The sequence below is a fragment of the Sphaerisporangium sp. NPDC049003 genome (genome assembly GCF_043197795.1).
GTDB lineage: Bacteria > Actinomycetota > Actinomycetes > Streptosporangiales > Streptosporangiaceae > Sphaerisporangium.
The window spans coordinates 50,392-69,056 of record NZ_JBICTU010000008.1; the positions used below are offsets into that span (position 1 = coordinate 50,392).

Genomic DNA, 18,665 nt, shown 5'->3' on the forward strand with positions numbered 1-18,665 from the left:
TACAGTGGGGAGATCGGTGGTCCTTACCGCACGCGTTTCCGCGCGGGGGAAAGGAGTGGTGAGCGAGCCATGCACGCGAAAGGACGCGGCCACGAGCGCGCTGATGACTTCTACGGGCCTGATTTCTCCGAGCTTCAGGGGGAAGATCCGGAGATCGCCCAGATCCTGCTCGACGAGCTCGGGCGGCAGCGCGGCGGCCTCCAGCTGATCGCCAGTGAGAACTTCGCCTCGCCCGCCGTGATCGCGGCGCTGGGCTCGACACTCACCAACAAGTACGCCGAGGGGTACCCCGGTCGCCGTTACTACGGCGGCTGCGAGGTGGTCGACCGTGCCGAGCAGCTCGCCATCGACCGGGCGAAAGCGCTGTTCGGGGCCGATCATGCCAACGTCCAGCCCCACTCGGGCTCGTCGGCCAACCTGGCGGCCTACGCGGCGCTGCTCCAGCCGGGCGACACCATGCTCGCGATGGAGCTCTCCCACGGCGGCCACCTGACCCACGGCTCCAAGGTGAACTTCTCCGGGCGCTGGTTCGACGTCGTGGCGTACGGGGTGCGGCGCGACACCGAGACCATCGACTACGACGAGGTTCGCGAGCTCGCGGTCCTGCACCAGCCCAAGCTGATCATCTGCGGCGCCACGGCCTATCCGCGGCTCATCGACTTCACGGTGTTCCGCGGCATCGCCGACGAGGTGGGGGCCTGGCTGCTCGTGGACGCCGCGCACACGATCGGCCTGGTGGCGGGTGGCGCCGTCCCCTCGCCCGTGCCGCACGCCGACGTGGTGACGTTCACGACGCACAAGGCCCTGCGCGGGCCGAGGGGCGGCGGCATCCTGTGCACGGCGGAGCTGGCCGGAAAGATCGACCGGGCGGTGTTCCCGTTCGTCCAGGGCGGCCCGCTGATGCACGCCATAGCGGCCAAGGCGGTGGCCTTCGGCGAGGCGGGGCGGCCCGCGTTCCGCGCGTACGCCGAGCAGGTCGTCGCCAACGCCCGCGCGCTGACCGACGCGCTCGCGGGCGAGGGCATGCGCCCGGTCTCCGGCGGCACCGAGACCCATCTCGCGCTGATCGACCTGCGCGGCATCGGGGTGACGGGTGCGGCGGCCGAGCGGAGCTGCGCCCGTGCGAAGATCACACTCAACCGCAACGCGATCCCGTACGATCCCGAGCCGCCCACGGTGACATCCGGCATCCGCATCGGCACCCCGTGCGTGACGACGCAGGGCATGGGGGTGACGGAGATGAAGGAGATCGCCTCGATGGTCGCGCAGGCCGTGCGCGACGAGGGTGCGGTAGCGTCGGTGGCCGAGCGGGTGACGCAGCTCACCCGGGGTCATCCAGCGTATCCACGCGGTTAATGTGCTGTTCTGTGCAGTTTTCCGGTCACAACTGACCGGACAATCCGGGAAACTAGGTTCGTGCGCGAATACACTCTCATAGCGCTGGTAGCAGCGGCGGTCACGTATCTGCTGGTCCCGCTGGTCAGGGTTTTCGCGCTGCGCATCGGCGCCGCGCCGGAGATCCGCGAGAGAGACGTGCACACGGTCCGCACCCCGCGCCTCGGTGGCCTGGCGATGTACGCCGGCATGCTGGCAGGGCTGTTCGTCGCGAGCCGGCTCGACCACATCGGCCCGAAACTGGCCGATTCCCGGATGGGCGACGGCAAGACCGTCATCGCGCTGGCCCTCGCGGGCGGCGTGATCGTGCTGATCGGCTTCCTCGACGACTGGTGGGGGATGGACGCCTTCATCAAGCTCGGGGGGCAGATCGCCGCCGCCGGGCTGCTGGTCGCGTTCAAGCTCACCCTTTTGTGGGTTCCCCTGCCCAACGGCAACACGATCAGCCTCGACAGCACGCTGCAAACGATCATCACCATGCTGATCGTCGTCGTCGCCATCAACGCGGTGAACTTCGTGGACGGCCTCGACGGCCTCGCGGCCGGCATCGTCTGCATCGCCGCGCTGGCGACGTTCGCGTGGACCATCGCGCTCACCGACAGCATGGACCAGGGCCGCCTCAGCGTCACGGCGGCCATCACCGCCATCCTGATCGGGATGTGCCTCGGATTCCTGCCGCACAACTTCCATCCCGCCAAGATCTTCATGGGCGACACGGGCGCGATGCTGATCGGCCTGGTGCTCGCGACCTCGGTGGTCACGGTGACCGGCACGGTCGACTACACCGGCGCCGCGGGCGACATCAACCGGTTCCCCGTCGTCCTGCCGATCCTGCTTCCGCTTGCGGTGATGGTGCTCCCGCTGGCCGACCTCATCATGGCGGTGGTGCGGCGCACCTCGTACGGGAAGTCGCCCTTCGCGCCCGACCGTGGTCACCTGCACCACCGGCTGCTGCAGGTGGGCCACTCCCACCGGCGCACCGTCCTCATCATGTACGCGTGGACGTTCCTGTTCGCCGCGACCGTCGTGGGCCTGTCGGTCGGCGGCGTGCCGCTGATCGTCTTCCCCGTCGTCGTGCTGCTCGCGCTGGTCGTGCTGGTGATGATGGGCCTGCCGCTCTGGCGTTCAGGCCGGGGCGGCCGCGGCGGGGGCTCCCACGCCTCGGGTCGCCGGGGGCCCGCGCCCGATTCCGGCCCGGCCGCGGACGACCCCCCGGTGCCCGGCGCGGCGACCAGTTCCCGTGCCTCCGCGGCGGCGGGCTGATCCCGCCGTTCCCCTTGATCACCGGTTGGTCCACCAGGTCCCCCAAGCCGGGATGGCGGATCGTCGATTCATCGGTCTACCTGCACGAAAGCCCAGGTAAAGGCACCCATTCCTGAGCTTGTGATACCTTTCACTAGCAAGGGGCGGGCAGGGCTCGCCTCGCAAGGTAGCAATCGCTCGCTTGACAACTGTTTCTTGGAGCACCGATGCAGGCCAACGACGTTCGCGCGCTCAAAAGCGCGGCTGTACCCACCATTGCGGTCGGGCTGGTTGTCGTGGTCGTGTCCGCGCTGATGGCCGGAACCAAGGGTGCGCTGGGAGCGGCGATCGGGGTCGTCGTGGTCGCCGCGTTCTTCACCGCCGGCCTCGTGGCCGTCACCTGGGCGGGCCGGGTCTCGCCGCAGCTGATGATGCTGGCCGCCGTGCTGGGCTACCTGGTCAAGGTCATCCTGCTGATGGTGCTGCTGAGCTCCTTCGCCGACGCCACCGCCTTCACGCCGCGTGCCCTCGGATGGGGCGTCGTCATCTGCACGATCGTGTGGACGATCGGCGAGGTGCGGGCCTTCCTGAAACTCAAAATGCTGTACGTCGACCCCGACGCCAAGGTTCCCGGACAGGGCGGTCGATGATGAGCGTAAGATTCCCCGGGGCCGGTGTGGGGTCCGATATGACTAGTCCCCTGCCCGCCTGCTATCGTCGTGCCCGCGATGAGCGAGCAGCGCAAGCCCGAGGAAGACGGCCGCGACTTCGCCAATGCCGCCTGGTCCGTCCCGAGCACACTGATCGCCGGGATGCTGGTCTGGGGCGGTGTCGGCTGGTTGCTGGACCGTTGGACCGGCGTGGGCGCGTTTTTCCCGATAGGCGTCATCCTCGGGGTCGTGCTCGCCGTCTACCTGGTCTATGTGAAGTACGGCCGCTGAGCGCGCCGACCACATCCCGCAGTCTTCTGTTGATCCACCATCTTGGAGGGAACGCCGCGTGAGCGCGCTGACGGTCCTCGCCGACGGAGAGTTCGAAGCCCCGGGGCCTTCGATCTTCAACTTCCCCCCGCTCTGGCCAGGCGCCCCGGAATGGGCGTCGAAGCCCGCCTTGCTCGCCGTCGCCGGCGCGCTCATTGTCTGCGCGCTCGGGTGGGCCGCCTTCTCCAGGCCGAAGCTCGTGCCTCGCGGCATGCAGAACATGGGTGAGCTCGGTTACCTCTTCGTCCGCGACCAGGTGGCCCGCCCGTTCCTGGGCAAGGACGCCGAGCGCTGGATGCCGCTGCTGCTCTCTTTGTTCTTCCTGATCCTCCTCTACAACGTCTTCGGTGTCGTGCCGTTCGTCCAGATTCCGATCGCGTCGCACATCGCTTTCCCGTTCGTCTTCGCGATCACGATCTACGTGATCAAGATCTACCTGGGGATCAAGCACCAGGGGCTCGTCGGCTACTTCAAGAACATGATGTTCCCGCCGGGGCTGCCCAAGCCGATCTACCTGCTGCTGGCTCCGATCGAGTTCCTCTCGAACCTGATCATCGCGCCGTTCACTCACGCCGTCCGACTCTTCGCCAACATGTTCGCCGGTCACATGCTGCTGGCGTTCTTCAGCGCGGTCGGTTTCTGGTTCCTCTTCGAGAGGTTGACCGTCACCGGCGCCGCGGTCGGCGTCCTCGGTGTGGTGATGACCATCGTCATGACCGGGTTCGAGATCTTCATCGAGTTCCTGCAGGCGTTCCTCTTCACGATGCTGGCCGCGATGTACATCGGCGGCTCGCTGCACCCCGAGCACTGAGTCTCTCCACTGACCTGGTACTGACCGGTGAATCTTCACCGGCCGACAAGTAAAGGAAAGCATCACAATGAGCCTTCTCGCTGAGGTCTCCGGCAACGTCACCGCCATCGGCTATGGTCTCGCCGCCATCGGCCCCGGCATCGGCGTCGGCATCATCTTCGGTCAGGGCGTGCAGGCGATCGCCCGCCAGCCCGAGGCCTACGGCCTGATCCGCCAGAACATGCTGCTGGGCTTCGTCCTCACCGAGGCGCTGGCCCTCATCGGTCTGGTCGCGCCGTTCATTTTCCAGGGCATCAAGTAACGCGAACAACCCCTGACGAAAGGCTGCAGCCATGACTCTGGGAGCCAAGCTCCTCGCCGCGGAAGCGGAGAATCCGCTCATCCCGCATGCTTACGAGCTCATCGTCGGCGGCTTCGCGTTCCTGGTCGTCTTCATCGTCGTCGGCAGGATCCTCACCCCGCGCATCCAGAAGACGCTGGAGGAGCGGACCGAGGCCATCGAAGGTGGCATCAAGAAGGCCGAGGACGCCCAGGCCGAAGCCCAGCGCACGCTGGAGGAGTACAAGGCCAAGCTGAACGAGGCACGTCACGAGGCCGCCCGCATGCGGGAAGAGGCTCGTGAGCAGGCCGCGCAGATCAAGGTCGAGCTCCGTGAAGAGGCCCAGGCCGAGGCCCGGCGCCTGGTCGAGGCGGCGCACGCGCAGATCGAGGCCGACCGCCAGCAGGCGTTCGCCCAGCTGCGCGGTGAACTGGGTCGCCTCGCGACCGAGCTCGCCGGCCGCATCGTCGGGGAGTCGCTCGAAGACGAGACCCGGCAGAGCCGTGTCGTGGACCGGTTCCTTGAGGAGCTCGAGTCCGCGGGCGGGGCGGCGGTGCGCTGATGAGGGGCCTGAGCCGCACCTCGTTCGGCGCCGTCGAAGAGCGTTTCAACGCGGTGGCCGCGACGGCGGACCTCGGCCGCCTGGCCGAGGACCTGCACGGCGTCGCCGTCCTGCTCGACCGTGAGCACGGGCTCCGGCGCAACCTCGCCGACCCCGCCCGTTCCGCGGAGCAGAAGGCCGAGGTCCTGCGGTCCCTGCTGGGCGGCAAGATCAGTGACGCCGCCCTGGAGACGGTCGTCGCGGCCGTCTCCGCCAAGTGGTCCAGGTCAGCCGACCTCTCGGACGCGCTGGAGCGGCTCAGCGTCATCGCCTCGGCCGCCGAGGCCGAGTCCCAGGGCAGGCTCGACGACGTGGAGGACGAGCTTTTCCGGTTCGGCCGCATCGTCGAGGCGAACCCCTCGCTGCGCCTGGCGCTGGTCGACCCGGCCGTTCCGGGCGAGGCCAAGCGGCAACTGCTCGCCGACCTGCTCGGCGACCGGGTCGCGCCGTCCTCGCTGCGACTGATCACCCAGCTCGCGCTGCACCCGCGAGGACGTAGCTTGGAACGAGGGCTGGACACCTACATCCAGCTCGTCGCGGAGCAGCGGCAACAGCTTGTCGCCGTGGTGCGGAGCGCGGTTCCGCTGAGCGACGGCCAGAGGGAGCGTCTCGCGACCTGGCTGCGCACCACGTACGGTCGTGACATCCACCTGAACACCGAGGTGGATCCGCGGGTGCTGGGTGGATTCTCGGTCAGGCTCGGCGACGAGTTGATCGACACCACGATCGCAGGACGTATTGAAGATGTCCGCCGCCGGTTGGCCGGCTAGCAGTGTCGAGGCGGCCGATGATTAGGGAGACTGAGAAGAGATGGCGGAGCTGACGATCCGGCCGGACGAGATCCGGGACGCGCTTGAGCGGTTCGTTCAGGCGTACGAGCCGGAAGGCGGGGCGCGGGAGGAGATCGGGACCGTCGTCGACGCCGGCGACGGCATCGCCCACATCTCCGGCCTTCCCTCGGCGATGGCGAACGAACTGCTCGAGTTCGAGGACGGTACGCGCGGTCTGGCGCTGAACCTGGACGTCCGGGAGATCGGCGTCGTCGTCCTCGGCGACTTCAGCGGTGTCGAGGAGGGCCAGTCGGTCCGCCGGACGGGCGAGGTCCTGTCCGTGCCGGTCGGGGACAACTTCCTCGGCCGCGTGGTCGACCCGCTGGGCAACCCCCTGGACGGCAAGGGCACCATCGAGGCCGAGGGGCGCCGTCCCCTCGAAGTCCAGGCGCCCTCGGTCGTCCAGCGTCAGCCGGTGAAGGAGCCGCTGCAGACCGGCCTCAAGGCGATCGACGCCATGACGCCGATCGGCCGCGGCCAGCGCCAGCTGATCATCGGTGACCGCGGTACGGGCAAGACCGCGATCGCCGTGGACACGATCCTCAACCAGCGCGAGAACTGGGCCACCGGCGACCCGTCGAAGCAGGTTCGCTGCGTCTACGTCGCGGTCGGCCAGAAGGGTTCCACGATCGCGCAGGTCAGGGCCCGCCTGGAGGAGGCGGGCGCGATGGAGTACACCACCATCGTCGCCGCCCCCGCCTCGGACCCGGCCGGTTACAAGTACCTCGCGCCCTACACCGGTTCGGCCATCGGCCAGCACTGGATGTACCAGGGCAAGCACGTTCTCATCGTCTTCGACGACCTGACCAAGCAGGCCGACGCCTACCGCGCCGTGTCCCTGCTGCTGCGCCGTCCGCCGGGCCGTGAGGCGTTCCCCGGCGACGTCTTCTACTTGCACTCGCGTCTGCTGGAGCGCTGCGCCAAGCTCTCCGACGACCTCGGCGCGGGATCGATGACCGGTCTTCCGATCATCGAGACGAAGGGCAACGACGTCTCGGCGTTCATCCCGACCAACGTCATCTCCATCACCGACGGTCAGTGCTTCCTGGAGACCGACCTGTTCAACGCGGGTGTCCGTCCGGCGATCAACGTCGGTGTCTCGGTCTCCCGAGTCGGCGGTTCTGCGCAGATCAAGGCGATGCGCAAGGTCGCCGGCACGCTGCGCCTGTCGCTGTCGCAGTACCGCGACCTGGAGGCCTTCGCGGCCTTCGCCTCCGACCTGGACGCGGCCTCCCGCGCCCAGCTGGAGCGCGGCGCCCGCCTGGTCGAGCTGCTCAAGCAGCCGCAGTACACCCCGTACCCTGTGGAGAAGGAAGTCGTCTCCGTCTGGGCCGGCACCAGCGGCGAGCTCGACGACGTACCGCTGGAGGACGTGGCCCGCTTCGAGGCCGAGTTCCTTGAGTACCTCTCGTCGCAGTACAAGGGCGTCCTCGACAGCATCCGCGAGACCAAGGACCTGAACGACGACACGGTCACGACCCTCAAGGACGCGATCACGGAGTTCAAGAAGACGTTCCAGACGTCGTCCGGCGAGCTGCTGGTCCAGGACGAGCCGGTCGAGGCGCTCACGGCGGACGAGGTCGGCCAGGAGAAGATCGTGAAGCACGTCCGCAAGACCGAGAAGAAGTAGCTCATGGGTGCCCAGCTAAGACTGCTGCGGCGGCGGATCAGGTCGGTCAAGTCCACGGCGAAGATCACCCGCGCCCAGGAGCTCATCGCCTCGTCCCGCATCATCAAGGCGCAGCAACGCATGGAGGCGGCCGTACCGTACGAGCGCGAGATCACTCGCGCGGTGTCGGCCGTCCTCAGCAACACGGCGGAGGTCGACCACCCGCTGACGGTCGCCAAGGAGCGTCCGGCCACGGCCGGCGTGCTGATCGTGACCAGCGACCGCGGTTTCGCCGGAGGCTTCAACGCCAACATCCTGCGCGAGGCCGAGGCGCTGGCCGGTCACCTGCGTGGCCGCAACGTGGAGATGAAGCCGTTCGTCGTCGGCCGCAAGGGCATCGGATGGCACCGCTTCCGCGGCAGGGAGATGAGCGGGGAGTGGTCGGGGTTCTCCGACAACCCGCTCTACGCCCACGCCAAGGAGATCGGCGACGCGCTGGTCAGCGCCTTCGCGGACGAGAACGGGATCGACGAGATCCACGTCGTGTACACCCAGTTCGTCTCGATGCTGACGCAGGAGGTGCAGGTCAAGCGGATCCTGCCGCTCGAGGTGGAGGAGACCACCGAGGAGCCGGCCGAGGGCCCGCTGCCGTACTACGAGTTCGAGCCGACCGCGGGTGAGGTGCTGAACCAGCTCCTTCCCCGCTACATCGAGTCGCGCATCTACAACGCGCTGCTCCAGTCGGCCGCCTCGGAGCACGCCTCCCGCCGCAGGGCGATGAAGTCGGCGACCGACAACGCCAACGAGCTCATCAGCACCTTCACCCAGCAGATGAACCAGGCTCGCCAGGCCGAGATCACCCAGGAAATCAGTGAGATCGTCGGTGGCGCCAACGCGCTCGCCGACGCCTCAGCGGGGAAAGAGTGAGAAACCACAATGACTGTTGAGACCGTCGCGACCGCCGTAGGTCGTGTGGCCCGCGTCACGGGTCCCGTCGTCGACGTGGAGTTCCCCGTCGAGGCGATGCCCGAGATCTACAACGCCCTGACCACCGAGGTCACCCTCGGCGAGGACACCAAGCTGCTGACCATGGAGGTCGCCCAGCACCTGGGTGACAACCTGGTCCGCGCCATCTCCATGCAGCCCACCGACGGCCTCGTGCGCGGCGCCGTCGTGAGCGACACCGGCGGCCCCATCTCGGTGCCCGTCGGCGACGTCGTCAAGGGCCACGTGTGGAACACCCTCGGCGAGGCGCTGGACACCCCCACCTCCTCGCTCCAGATCACGGAGCGCTGGGGCATCCACCGTCCCTCTCCGGCGTTCGACCAGCTGGAGTCGCGCACCGAGATGCTGCCCACCGGCATCAAGGTCATCGACCTGCTCACCCCGTACGTCAAGGGTGGCAAGATCGGCCTGTTCGGCGGCGCGGGTGTCGGCAAGACCGTTCTGATCCAGGAGATGATCCGCCGGGTCGCGCTGAAGTTCTCCGGTACGTCGGTTTTCGCCGGCGTCGGCGAGCGCACCCGTGAGGGCAACGACCTCTGGCTGGAGATGGAGGAGGCGGACGTCCTCAAGGACACCGCCCTGGTGTTCGGCCAGATGGACGAGCCCCCGGGCACCCGTCTGCGGGTCGCCCTCTCCGCGCTGACCATGGCGGAGTACTTCCGTGACGTCGAGAAGCAGGACGTGCTCCTGTTCATCGACAACATCTTCCGCTTCACCCAGGCCGGTTCCGAGGTGTCCACGCTGCTCGGCCGCATGCCGTCCGCGGTGGGTTACCAGCCGACCCTGGCCGACGAGATGGGCGTTCTCCAGGAGCGCATCACCTCGACCCGCGGTCACTCGATCACCTCCATGCAGGCGATCTACGTCCCCGCGGACGACATCACCGACCCGGCCCCGCACAACGCGTTCGCGCACCTCGACGCGCAGACCGTTCTGTCGCGGCCGATCTCGGAGAAGGGCATCTACCCCGCGGTGGACCCGCTCGACTCCAGCTCCCGGATCCTCGACCCGCAGATCGTCGGCGAGGAGCACTACCGGGTCGCCCAGGAGACCAAGCGGATCCTGCAGAAGTACCGCGAGCTGCAGGACATCATCGCGATCCTCGGCATCGACGAGCTGTCGGAAGAGGACAAGGTCGTCGTCCAGCGTGCTCGCCGCATCGAGCGCTTCCTCTCCCACCCGATGTACGCCGCCGAGGCGTTCACCGGCCAGCCGGGAGAGTTCGTGCCCGTCGAGGAGACCATCCGCTCCTTCAAGGGCCTGTGCGAGGGCGAGTACGACCACCTGCCCGAGCAGGCGTTCTTCATGGTCGGCGGCATCGACCAGGCCATCGCCAAGGCGAAGGAACTGGCCCGCTGACAACTGGGTGCCGGTACGGCCCGGCCGTACCGGCATTCGAGGAAGGTTTGTGATGGCAAAGCTCCGCATCGGCGTCGTGTCGCCGGAACGCGAGATCTGGTCCGGCGAGGCCGACATGGTGATTGCCAAGACCGTGGACGGCGAGATCGGTATTATGCCGAATCATGCGCCCGTGCTGGGTGTCCTCGTAGAGGGCGGTGTCCTCCGCGTGAAGCGCGCGGAGGGAGGCGACATCGTCGCCGCCGTCCACGGCGGGTTCATCTCGGTGGCCAACAACGACGTGTCGGTTCTGGCAGAGACGGCCGAGCTCGGGTCCGAGGTCGACGTGGCCGCGGCTCGTGACGCGCTGCAGCGTGCTCTCGCGTCCGTCGACGCCGACGGTGAGGACACCGACGCGCAGATCGAGGCCAAGCGCGCCAGGGCCAGGCTGCGTGCCGCCGGCGAAGAGGTCTGACCGACAGCGAACATGAAAGTGGGGGGCGACGATGGCGGCGCTGGACATTCTGATAAGCGTTGTGGTGATCGCCGTCCTCCTGTTCCTCCGCGGGCTCGTGCTCGCACGATCGCGGGGGAACGTCGTATGTAGCCTCCGCACGGGAGACCGCGCCTGGAGGAGTGGGGTGGCCCGCTATGCGGGCGGAGAGCTCCACTGGATCCCGTTTCTCGGACTGCGACTGAGGCCGCGCCACGCCATCGCGAGGCGCGGCCTCACCGTTTCCACCCGTCGTCCCCTCGTCGGCGAGGAGGGCCCCGCCGGCTACTGGACCGTCGACTGCGCGGGAGTCTCGCTCGCGATGAGCGAGGACGCCCTCACCGGCTTCCTGGCCTGGGTCGAGTCCGCCCCGCCCAGCGCCCACCTCGACGCGGCGTAGGGGCCCCAGGGGCCGCCTACCGGGTGCCGCCGGGCTTCCAGAGGAGCTCCTCGCCGTTCGCGGCCGTGCGGCAGATGATGAACATCAGGTCGCTCAGACGGTTGAGGTACTTCGCGGTGAGCGGGTTCACGTCGTCATGGACCTCCAGCGCCGACCACGTGGTGCGCTCGGCCCGCCGTACGATCGTGCGGGCCACGTGCAGGAGTGCCGGACCTGGCGCGCCGCCGGGGAGGATGAAGCTGCGCAGCGGCGTCAGCTCCGCGTTGAACCGGTCGCACTGCGTCTCCAGCCACTCGATGTAGGACGGCTCCACCCGCAGCGGGGGGAACTCCGGGTTCTCCGTCACGGGCGTACACAGGTCGGCTCCGACGTCGAACAGCTCGTTCTGCACCCGGGCCAGCACCTCCGCGATCTCGGTGGGGAGACCGCCCAGCGCCATGGCCACGCCGATGGCGGCGTTCGCCTCCTCGACGTCGGCGTACGCGGCCAGCCGGGGATCGGTCTTCCGCGTGCGGCTCATGTCGCCGAGCGTCGTGGTGCCGTCGTCCCCGGTGCGGGTGTAGATCTTGGAGAGCACCACCGGCTTGTCGTTGTCAGCTCGCGTCATGCCGCCCAGCGTAACGGCCGCCCTGAGACGGCCTCCGCCCGGTTTCGTCCCTGAAGAGGCATAGGTAGCGGAAGGGTGGGCAAGGGTCTGAGGCGGCCTGTCAAGGTCGCCGGCCAAGAGGAGGCGGCATGCAACGCCGGAGCGGTCCGGGACACCAGGTCGTCAGCGTCGGGTCGCGTCTCGACGCGGGCACGGTCGCCAGGTTGCGTCCGCGCCTGCACGACGCGGTCGACTCGGGCGACGGTGACATGATCGTCGATCTCTCCGGCCTTGAGATGATCGACGCCACCGGGCTCGGCGTGCTCGTCGGCACGCACCGCCGCGCGCTACGCGCGGAACGCCGCCTCGTCCTGAGGGCGGTGCCCCCGCGTGTCATGCGGCTGCTGGCCGTCACCCGGTTGCACCGGGTGCTCGCGGTCGAGCTTCCGGCCGCCGCGGCCGTCGCCTGAACGGCGCCTGTATGGGGCCTGTACGGGGCCTGATCGGCGCTCAGGGGCCAGATGGGCGCGCCGGAGGGTCAGGCGCCGAAGGAGCGCCGGAAGATGTGGACGGCGGTCTCGACGAGGTGGTCCAGGGGCGGCGTGGTAGGGGCCAGGACCCACTCGATCAGAAGCTCCTGGATGGCGCCCACCATCCCGAGGGCGAGAAGGTGGGTCCTTTCCGGCAGCCCGCCCGGCAGGTCTCCCAGGGTCTCTTCGATCATCTGGGTGAAGCCGGTCACCGCGCGCTGCCGGTGGACGGTGAGGATGTCACCGGCGCGCCGCACCTCAAGGTGCATGATCCGGGCGCGCCGGGGGTCGCGGGTGACGAAGGCGATGTACTCGCGGATGCCCGCCTGGATCCGGCTGTCGGCGTCGGGAGGAGCCTCCCCGATGGCCTTGGCGACCGCGAGGAGGGTCTCGCCGACGCAGCGTTCGTAGACCGCCCGCATCAGGTCCTCGCGCCCGGTGAAACATTCGTAGAAGGCGCGGTTCGAGATGCGTGCGGCCGCGCACAATCGTTCGATCGTGGTCGCGGTGAACCCCGCGCCGGCGAACAGTGTGTACGCGGCGGTCAGCAACCGCTCCCTGCGGTCGGCTAATCGCTGCTCCGCGGTCATTCCCCGGTAGTCGCGTCCCGTCGCCACTGCACACCTCGCGTCCTGCTGGCCCCGTAGGAACCCATCATTATGGACGCAAGATCGTTTTTGGGGAAGTATCGGGACAACTAGCTCTTACGCCGACCGTGGAGAAAGGTGACCATTTTCACGAGTCGGTCCAGGTCAGCGGGGTTTCGGGTGAAGGACGTCAGATTCATACCCGGTATGGCGAAACGCTGCCTGGAGATCGCCTTCGGCCGGGCGAACTCGCGCAACCCGTCCGCGCCGTGGATGCGCCCGAACCCCGACTCGCCCACACCGCCGAAGGGCAGCGAGGGCACGCCCGCGAAGGAGATGACGGAGTTGATCGCCGTCATGCCCGTGAGCATCGCGCGGGCGAGCTCCATGGCCCGGCGGGTGTCGCCCGAGAAGATGGTGCCGCCGAGGCCGTAGGCGACGGCGTTGGCCTTCTCCAGCGCCTCCTCGACCGTGGCCACCTTCCTGACGGTGATCGTCGGCCCGAAGGTCTCCTCGCGCACCGCGCTGGAGTCCTCGGGGACGTCCGTGAGTACCACAGGGTCGACGTACGGGGGCCGGACGGACTCCGCGCCCCCCACGACGGCCTTCGCGCCCTTGGCGAGGGCGTCGTCGACGTGGCGGCGGATGATGTCGGTCTGGGCGGGCATGGTGATCGGCCCGTAGTCCTGCCCGCCGCGCACGGCTCTCGCCCGCTCGGTGAGCTCGCGCAGGAAGTCGTCGTAGACGCGCTCGACCACGTAGACGCGCTCGACGCCCACGCAGGTCTGGCCGGCGTTGGACATCGCGCCCCACACGGCCGCGTCGGCCGCGGCGGCGAGGTCGGCGTCCACGTCGACGATCAGCGCGTCCTTGCCGCCGCACTCGGCCACCATCGGCGTGAGGTTGGCCGCGCAGGCGGCCATCACCCGCTTGGCCGTGGCGGTCGAGCCCGTGAAGGCGATCTTACGGACGCCCGGGTGCGCGGCGAGCGCGGCACCGGTCTCCCCGAGACCGGTGACCACCTGGAACACCTTGCGCTCCGGGACGCTCCGCGCGAACAGCTCGGCCAGCAGCGCGCCGACCCCGGGGGTGAGCTCGCTGGGCTTGAAGACCACGGCGTTCCCGGCCGCGAGCGCGTACGCGATCGAGCCCATCGGGGTGAACAGGGGGTAGTTCCACGGCCCGATCACGCCGACGACGCCCAGCGGGAGGTACTCCAGGGTGGCGGCGAGGTTGACCCCGATCAGGCCGGAGGAGACCCGGCGCGGGCCGAGGACCTTGCGCGCGTTGCGCGCCGCCCAGTCGAGGTGGGTGATGGCGAGCACCGTCTCCAGGGTGGCGTCGCCGATCGGCTTGCCCGTCTCCTCGTGGATCAGCGTGGCGACGCGCGTGAGGTTCTGGGTCAGGACGGCCTTGAAGTCCAGCAGCCGCCGCTTGCGCCGCTCGAACCCGAGGCCCGCCCACCACCTGGCCGCTTCGGCGGCGCTGTCCACGGCCGCCCGTACGGCCTCGGCGTCGTGGACGGGATGGGTGCCCACGACGGCTCCGGAGGCCGGGTTCAGGGAGTCGAAGGTGCGCTGCTCGGTAGCCGTTGACATGGCGTCTCCTTCTCGGGCCGTTCGCTCCCCGGATCCGGGCTCCCGGACCACGCTGTTCCCCGTTCAGGGGATCTGGAGCCACCCTAGCCCCATCGTTGCGGGGCAAACCATCTCTCGGCGAGCCCCGCGCGGTCCCACCGAGGGGCCGACCCCCCTGTCCGTTCGGTGGACAGGGACGCTACGCGGGGGTGCCGAGGGAGCAGTCGGGGGACTCCGGCGGGGCCACGGATTCGTCGAGGTCCGCCAGCAGGGCCGTCCACTCGGCGCCGATGACGTCGAGGTCGTACTTCGCGGCGGTGCCCACGGCGTTCGCGCCGAGCGTGCGGCGGAGCTCCTCGTCCTCGATCAGCCTGTTGATTCCGCCGCCCAGCGCGGCGGCCTTCTTCGAGCGGACGAGCAGGCCGTCGTACCCGTTGGTGATGATCTCCTTCGGGCCGTGCGGGCAGTCGAAGCTGACCACCGGCACACCCTTGCTCATCGCCTCCAGGATCGTCATGCCGAACCCCTCGTAGCGCGAGCTGACGGCGTAGATCGACGACTTGGCCAGCTCCACGCCGATCTCGGGCGTGCTGCCCATGAGGAAGACCTTGCCCGACAGCCCGGCGTCGTCGATGCGGGTCTGGAGCTTCTCCTCACGCTCGGGCGTGCCCCCTCCGTAGATGCGCAGCACCCAGTCGGGATGCGCCTCCGCCACGGTCTTCCAGGCGTTGACCAGCCGGTCGAACCCCTTGGCCCAGACGATGCGGCCGATGCCGACGACGACCTTCTCGTCCAGCGGTGAGACCTCGCCCCCGAGGTCGGGGATGGCGTTGGGGATGCGCAGCAGGCGTCCCGGCGGATGGGACCTCAGCATCTTGGCGTACTGCCTCAGATCAGCCTGGGTGAGCGTGGTGAACGCGTCGAGCCTGCCGTACCGCCTCTTGATCTGGGCCTGGAGGCCGGGCCCGTGGGATTCCAGGGTGACGTGCTCCTGGCCGATGGTGAGGACCTCGGGCGGCGCGAACAGGCTCATGACGAGGTTGAACCCGGGACGGGTCCCGATGACCACGCCACCTCGCAGGGACCGGAGGAATCGGACCAGCCTGAGATCGGTCAGCAGGCTCATGCTGAGATAGGCCTTCTCCTCCTGCGGGACCAGCCTGCTGGGGCGGCGGGAGAGGAACTCCGCGACCCGGCCGCGCGGCACGGTCCTGTCGTCCAGGAAGGACACCTTCACGCCGGGAGGCAGGTCGAAGAACGGATCCTTCGCCGTGCGGATGAGACTGACGATCTCCACCTCGCGCTCCCGTGACAGGTAGGCGGCGAGGTTCAGCACGGTGCGGATCGTGCCACCCATCCCGTAGGCGTGCAGCAGCAGGATCCGGATGGTCCCCGTACTCCGTACCGGTGCCCTGCGCGCCCTCCTCCTGTTCAGCGATTCGAGCAGCCCCAGGGCCGCGCGGGCGAAGGCCTGCCGTCCCCTTGCTAACACGCCAAAGGCTCCTTGCCTGGTGAAGTCATGGTTATGCCCCTCGTGTGTCATATGCCATGTATCGCCGGGAGCATGCCTAATCCGAGGTGAGAGTAGTGAGCCCCATCACCTCGGCAGGTAAGAATTCGGTTAGAGCGCCCCTTACCAACCCCCGCTTGCAATGATCTAGACGACATCGGCACCGGAAACGTTGCACCCGATTTCCACAAATTCGCCGAGTAGTCGGACAACTACCAGTCAGGCGGGGCGTCGGCGGGCAGGCTCGATCTCCGCGAGCGTGACGTGACGCGCGGCCGCCCCGTCGGGTGGCTCACCCGGGATCCCGATGTCAGCGCAGGCGAGAGCCCGCGCCGTCCGCTCGGGGAGCCGTTCGACCAGGCGATCAGGGGCGTGCCGGCGCTGCTCGCCTCCCAGGATCGGTCGCCTGTTTGAAACGACTCGACCTGAAGGTTCGCATGCGTGCCATGCGGTACGAGAAGTCGCCGCCCGCGGATTATGGCATGACCATAAATCCGTCATCGCGGAGAAACGGTTTCCTGTGGGGCGAGGGGTTCCGCGGGCTCAGCGCCGCCGAAACCGCCGGAACCGGTCAGAAGAGCGTGTCGGTGCGCTCGATGCCGCGCAGGGCGTCGTAGTCGAGGGTCACGCATCCGATGCCGCGGTCGGTGGCGAGCACCCGGGCCTGCGGCCTGATCTCCTGGGCGGCGAAGACGCCCTTGACGGGCGCGAGCAGCGTGTCGCGGTTGAGGAGCTCCAGGTAGCGCGTGAGCTGCTCGACCCCGTCGATGTCGCCCCGCCGCTTGATCTCGATGGCGACGGTGCCGCCGAACTGGTCGCGGCAGAGGATGTCGACCGGGCCGATCGCCGTGGGGTACTCCCTGCGGATCAGGCTCCAGCCGTCGCCGAGGGTGTGGATGTGCTCGGCCAGCAGCTCCTGCAGGTGGGCCTCGACGCCGTCCTTCTGGAGCCCGGGGTCGACGCCCAGCTCGTGGGACGAGTCGTGGAGGATCTCCTCCATCGTCAGGATGAGCTTCTCGCCCGTCTTGCCATGCGTGACGGTCCAGGTGCCCTCTTCCTCACGGACCTTGCACGGCGGGTTCATCCAGTTGAGCGGCTTGAAGGCCCGGTCGTCCGCATGAATGGAGACCGAACCGTCCGCCTTGATGAGGATCAGCCGGGGCGCCATCGGGAGGTGCGCCGTCAGTCGTCCCACGTAATCCACGCTGCATCGCGCGATGACCAGCCGCATGACCGCCAACCCTACCGCCCGCCCCGGTGGGGCCGGGCGGTCTTCGACGGGCCGCGCGCGGGTGGTCGTCCGGGGGCGTTTTGGGATGACGGCGAGCCCTCTGGGAGACTGGCCGACAACGGACAGGGAGGGACAGGATGGCGCGCGCGTTTGAGACCGTCGGAGTCGTCGGGCTCGGCACCATGGGTGCCGGGATCGCCGAGGTGTTCGCCCGCGCGGGGGTGAGCGTGATCGGCGTGGAGGTCGACGCCGCGGCGCTGGAGCGCGGACGCGGGCACATCCGCAGGTCCACCGACAGGGCGGTGAGCCGGGGCAAGCTGACCGAGGACGAGCGCGACGCGATCGTCGGCCGGGTGACCTTCACCGGCTCTCTGGACGACCTGGCCGGCGCCGACCTGGTGATCGAGGCGATTCCCGAGGTCATGGACTTCAAGCGCGCCCTTTTCACCGACCTCGACCGCATCTGCGGGCCCGGCGCGGTGCTCGCGACGAACACCTCGTCGCTTTCGGTCACCGCGATCGCGGCCACGACCTCCCGACCCGGCCGTGTCATCGGCATGCACTTCTTCAACCCCGCCCCCGTGATGAAGCTCGTCGAGGTCGTCCACACGGTCGTCACCGAGGACGGCCTTGCGGACGACATCGCCGCGCTCGCCCGGCGCCTCGGCAAGACCCCGGTGACCGTGGGCGACAGGGCCGGGTTCGTGGTCAACCGGCTGCTGCTCGGCTACCTCAACCACGCCGCGACGCTGCTGGAGCGCCGCGTGGCGACTCAGGACGACATCGACACCGCGATGAAGCTGGGCGCCGGCCTTCCCATGGGCCCGTTCACGCTGCTCGACCTGATCGGCCTGGACACCTCCCACGAGGTCTGCGAGGTGCTCTTCCAGGAGAGCCGCGACCGCGTGCACGCCCCGGCCCCAATCCTGCGGGAACTGGTCACCGCCGGGCTGCTCGGGCGCAAGACAGGGCGGGGCTTCCACGACTACGAGCGGCCGGGCGCGCGGGCGGGCACCGCCTCCGAGTTCGCGTCCAAGATGGGCGTGACGTCGGTCTGCGTCATGGGCGAGGGCGCGGAGGAGCTGTCGGCCAGGCTGACCACCGCCGGGTTCAAGCCGGGGGAGGCGCAGGACGCCGACGTGGTGATCGCGCTGTCCCGCACCCCGGTGATCGAGCACGCCGTGCGGCTCGCCCACCCCGAGCGCCTGGTCGGGCTTCACCTTGTGGGCGGCGACGTGGCCGAGCTTGTGTCGACGGCGCTCACCTCGCCCGACGTGGCCCTGGCCGCCCACGACCTCGTCAGGGTGCTCGGGCTGACCCCGGTGCCGTGCGCGGACCGTGCCGGGTTCGTGGTCGACGCGCTGCTGTATCCCTATCTCAACGACGCCGTGCGCATGTACGACTCCGGCTACGCCTCCATCGACGACATCGACACCGCGATGAGGCTCGGCTGCGGCTATCCCGCTGGGCCGTTCGAGACGCTGGACGCCATCGGGCTCTCCACCGTGCGCGACGGCCTGCGCGCCCTCTACGCCGAGTACCGCGAGCCCTCCTTCGCGCCCGCTCCGCTGCTCGACCGCCTGGTGACCGCCGGGGTGACGAGTATCCGGGGCCGGTGACG

General features: G+C 68.8%; 20 protein-coding genes. 15 read left to right on the plus strand and 5 right to left on the minus strand.

The window, feature by feature from the left end; all coding sequences use genetic code 11:
• The first annotated feature begins 69 nt into the window (after positions 1-69).
• The 13 genes from glyA (at position 70) to ACGFIV_RS10785 (ending at position 11,023) form a co-directional block, all read left to right on the plus strand.
• Positions 70-1,356: a serine hydroxymethyltransferase gene (glyA, locus tag ACGFIV_RS10725; RefSeq protein ID WP_392833919.1), complete on the plus strand. Its 1,287-nt coding sequence runs from the start codon at positions 70-72 to the stop codon at positions 1,354-1,356.
• Positions 1,357-1,416: 60 nt separating this feature from the next.
• Positions 1,417-2,658 (plus strand): MraY family glycosyltransferase, encoded by a 1,242-nt coding sequence (locus ACGFIV_RS10730; RefSeq protein ID WP_358551080.1) that lies wholly within the window; start codon positions 1,417-1,419, stop codon positions 2,656-2,658.
• Positions 2,659-2,864: 206 nt separating this feature from the next.
• Complete coding sequence (locus tag ACGFIV_RS10735) at positions 2,865-3,287, plus strand: hypothetical protein (protein ID WP_358551082.1); 423 nt, start codon at positions 2,865-2,867, stop codon at positions 3,285-3,287.
• Between the two features lie 78 nt (positions 3,288-3,365).
• A complete protein-coding gene (locus ACGFIV_RS10740; protein ID WP_358551084.1) occupies positions 3,366-3,578 on the plus strand; it encodes an AtpZ/AtpI family protein in 213 nt (70 codons plus the stop codon).
• 58 nt (positions 3,579-3,636) lie between these two features.
• Complete coding sequence (gene atpB, locus ACGFIV_RS10745; RefSeq protein ID WP_358551086.1) at positions 3,637-4,428, plus strand: F0F1 ATP synthase subunit A; 792 nt, start codon at positions 3,637-3,639, stop codon at positions 4,426-4,428.
• A 67-nt stretch (positions 4,429-4,495) separates the two neighbouring features.
• Positions 4,496-4,729 carry an ATP synthase F0 subunit C gene (gene atpE, locus ACGFIV_RS10750; RefSeq protein ID WP_248964339.1) on the plus strand — a complete coding sequence of 78 codons (234 nt, stop codon included), beginning with the start codon at positions 4,496-4,498 and terminating at the stop codon, positions 4,727-4,729.
• A gap of 31 nt (positions 4,730-4,760) precedes the next feature.
• Positions 4,761-5,309, plus strand: coding sequence for a F0F1 ATP synthase subunit B (locus tag ACGFIV_RS10755; RefSeq protein WP_358551088.1), 549 nt, complete (start codon positions 4,761-4,763; stop codon positions 5,307-5,309).
• Positions 5,309-6,118: a F0F1 ATP synthase subunit delta gene (locus tag ACGFIV_RS10760; protein ID WP_358551090.1), complete on the plus strand. Its 810-nt coding sequence runs from the start codon at positions 5,309-5,311 to the stop codon at positions 6,116-6,118. The genes ACGFIV_RS10755 and ACGFIV_RS10760 overlap by 1 nt, the downstream gene beginning before the upstream one ends.
• Before the next feature lie 40 nt (positions 6,119-6,158).
• Positions 6,159-7,808 carry a F0F1 ATP synthase subunit alpha gene (gene atpA / locus ACGFIV_RS10765; protein ID WP_358551092.1) on the plus strand — a complete coding sequence of 550 codons (1,650 nt, stop codon included), beginning with the start codon at positions 6,159-6,161 and terminating at the stop codon, positions 7,806-7,808.
• Positions 7,809-7,811: 3 nt separating this feature from the next.
• Positions 7,812-8,714, plus strand: a complete 903-nt coding sequence (locus tag ACGFIV_RS10770; protein ID WP_358551094.1) for a F0F1 ATP synthase subunit gamma — start codon at positions 7,812-7,814, stop codon at positions 8,712-8,714.
• A gap of 9 nt (positions 8,715-8,723) precedes the next feature.
• A complete protein-coding gene (atpD, locus tag ACGFIV_RS10775) occupies positions 8,724-10,151 on the plus strand; it encodes a F0F1 ATP synthase subunit beta (RefSeq protein WP_358551096.1) in 1,428 nt (475 codons plus the stop codon).
• A gap of 52 nt (positions 10,152-10,203) precedes the next feature.
• Positions 10,204-10,605, plus strand: a complete 402-nt coding sequence (locus ACGFIV_RS10780) for a F0F1 ATP synthase subunit epsilon (RefSeq protein WP_358551098.1) — start codon at positions 10,204-10,206, stop codon at positions 10,603-10,605.
• Between the two features lie 31 nt (positions 10,606-10,636).
• The gene (locus ACGFIV_RS10785; RefSeq protein ID WP_358551100.1) at positions 10,637-11,023 is read left to right on the plus strand and encodes a DUF2550 domain-containing protein; all 387 of its coding nucleotides are present in this window, start codon (positions 10,637-10,639) and stop codon (positions 11,021-11,023) included.
• 16 nt (positions 11,024-11,039) lie between these two features.
• Here the strand turns inward: ACGFIV_RS10785 and ACGFIV_RS10790 are convergent, their stop codons facing one another.
• The gene (locus ACGFIV_RS10790) at positions 11,040-11,630 is read right to left on the minus strand and encodes a cob(I)yrinic acid a,c-diamide adenosyltransferase (RefSeq protein WP_358551102.1); all 591 of its coding nucleotides are present in this window, start codon (positions 11,628-11,630) and stop codon (positions 11,040-11,042) included.
• A 128-nt stretch (positions 11,631-11,758) separates the two neighbouring features.
• Between ACGFIV_RS10790 and ACGFIV_RS10795 the strand changes: the two genes are divergently transcribed.
• Positions 11,759-12,079, plus strand: coding sequence for an STAS domain-containing protein (locus ACGFIV_RS10795; protein WP_358551103.1), 321 nt, complete (start codon positions 11,759-11,761; stop codon positions 12,077-12,079).
• 68 nt (positions 12,080-12,147) lie between these two features.
• On the opposite strand, the gene ACGFIV_RS10800 is transcribed toward ACGFIV_RS10795, so the two are convergent.
• The 4 genes from ACGFIV_RS10800 to nucS all read right to left on the minus strand — a co-directional run bounded on the left by ACGFIV_RS10800 (position 12,148) and on the right by nucS (position 17,044).
• Positions 12,148-12,756 (minus strand): TetR/AcrR family transcriptional regulator, encoded by a 609-nt coding sequence (locus ACGFIV_RS10800; protein ID WP_358551105.1) that lies wholly within the window; start codon positions 12,754-12,756, stop codon positions 12,148-12,150.
• Positions 12,757-12,836: 80 nt separating this feature from the next.
• The gene (locus tag ACGFIV_RS10805) at positions 12,837-14,324 is read right to left on the minus strand and encodes an aldehyde dehydrogenase family protein (protein ID WP_358551107.1); all 1,488 of its coding nucleotides are present in this window, start codon (positions 14,322-14,324) and stop codon (positions 12,837-12,839) included.
• Between the two features lie 178 nt (positions 14,325-14,502).
• The gene (locus ACGFIV_RS10810) at positions 14,503-15,795 is read right to left on the minus strand and encodes a glycosyltransferase family 4 protein (RefSeq protein WP_392833933.1); all 1,293 of its coding nucleotides are present in this window, start codon (positions 15,793-15,795) and stop codon (positions 14,503-14,505) included.
• A gap of 589 nt (positions 15,796-16,384) precedes the next feature.
• Complete coding sequence (gene nucS, locus ACGFIV_RS10815; protein WP_358551111.1) at positions 16,385-17,044, minus strand: endonuclease NucS; 660 nt, start codon at positions 17,042-17,044, stop codon at positions 16,385-16,387.
• A 137-nt stretch (positions 17,045-17,181) separates the two neighbouring features.
• On the opposite strand from nucS, the gene ACGFIV_RS10820 reads away from it, so the two are divergent.
• Positions 17,182-18,663 (plus strand): 3-hydroxybutyryl-CoA dehydrogenase, encoded by a 1,482-nt coding sequence (locus ACGFIV_RS10820; RefSeq protein WP_358551113.1) that lies wholly within the window; start codon positions 17,182-17,184, stop codon positions 18,661-18,663.
• Positions 18,664-18,665 lie beyond the last annotated feature (2 nt).

Bases quoted from the DNA above. Each gene is read 5' to 3' on its own strand.
- glyA (WP_392833919.1), top strand. From the start codon at position 70: ATGCACGCGAAAGGACGCGGCCACGAGCGCGCTGATGACTTCTACGGG.
- ACGFIV_RS10735 (WP_358551082.1), top strand. From the start codon at position 2,865: ATGCAGGCCAACGACGTTCGCGCGCTCAAAAGCGCGGCTGTACCCACC.
- ACGFIV_RS10740 (WP_358551084.1), top strand. From the start codon at position 3,366: ATGAGCGAGCAGCGCAAGCCCGAGGAAGACGGCCGCGACTTCGCCAAT.
- atpE (WP_248964339.1), top strand. From the start codon at position 4,496: ATGAGCCTTCTCGCTGAGGTCTCCGGCAACGTCACCGCCATCGGCTAT.
- ACGFIV_RS10755 (WP_358551088.1), top strand. From the start codon at position 4,761: ATGACTCTGGGAGCCAAGCTCCTCGCCGCGGAAGCGGAGAATCCGCTC.
- ACGFIV_RS10760 (WP_358551090.1), top strand. From the start codon at position 5,309: ATGAGGGGCCTGAGCCGCACCTCGTTCGGCGCCGTCGAAGAGCGTTTC.
- atpA (WP_358551092.1), top strand. From the start codon at position 6,159: ATGGCGGAGCTGACGATCCGGCCGGACGAGATCCGGGACGCGCTTGAG.
- ACGFIV_RS10770 (WP_358551094.1), top strand. From the start codon at position 7,812: ATGGGTGCCCAGCTAAGACTGCTGCGGCGGCGGATCAGGTCGGTCAAG.
- atpD (WP_358551096.1), top strand. From the start codon at position 8,724: ATGACTGTTGAGACCGTCGCGACCGCCGTAGGTCGTGTGGCCCGCGTC.
- ACGFIV_RS10780 (WP_358551098.1), top strand. From the start codon at position 10,204: ATGGCAAAGCTCCGCATCGGCGTCGTGTCGCCGGAACGCGAGATCTGG.
- ACGFIV_RS10785 (WP_358551100.1), top strand. From the start codon at position 10,637: ATGGCGGCGCTGGACATTCTGATAAGCGTTGTGGTGATCGCCGTCCTC.
- ACGFIV_RS10790 (WP_358551102.1), bottom strand. From the start codon at position 11,630: ATGACGCGAGCTGACAACGACAAGCCGGTGGTGCTCTCCAAGATCTAC.
- ACGFIV_RS10795 (WP_358551103.1), top strand. From the start codon at position 11,759: ATGCAACGCCGGAGCGGTCCGGGACACCAGGTCGTCAGCGTCGGGTCG.
- ACGFIV_RS10805 (WP_358551107.1), bottom strand. From the start codon at position 14,324: ATGTCAACGGCTACCGAGCAGCGCACCTTCGACTCCCTGAACCCGGCC.
- nucS (WP_358551111.1), bottom strand. From the start codon at position 17,044: ATGCGGCTGGTCATCGCGCGATGCAGCGTGGATTACGTGGGACGACTG.
- ACGFIV_RS10820 (WP_358551113.1), top strand. From the start codon at position 17,182: ATGGCGCGCGCGTTTGAGACCGTCGGAGTCGTCGGGCTCGGCACCATG.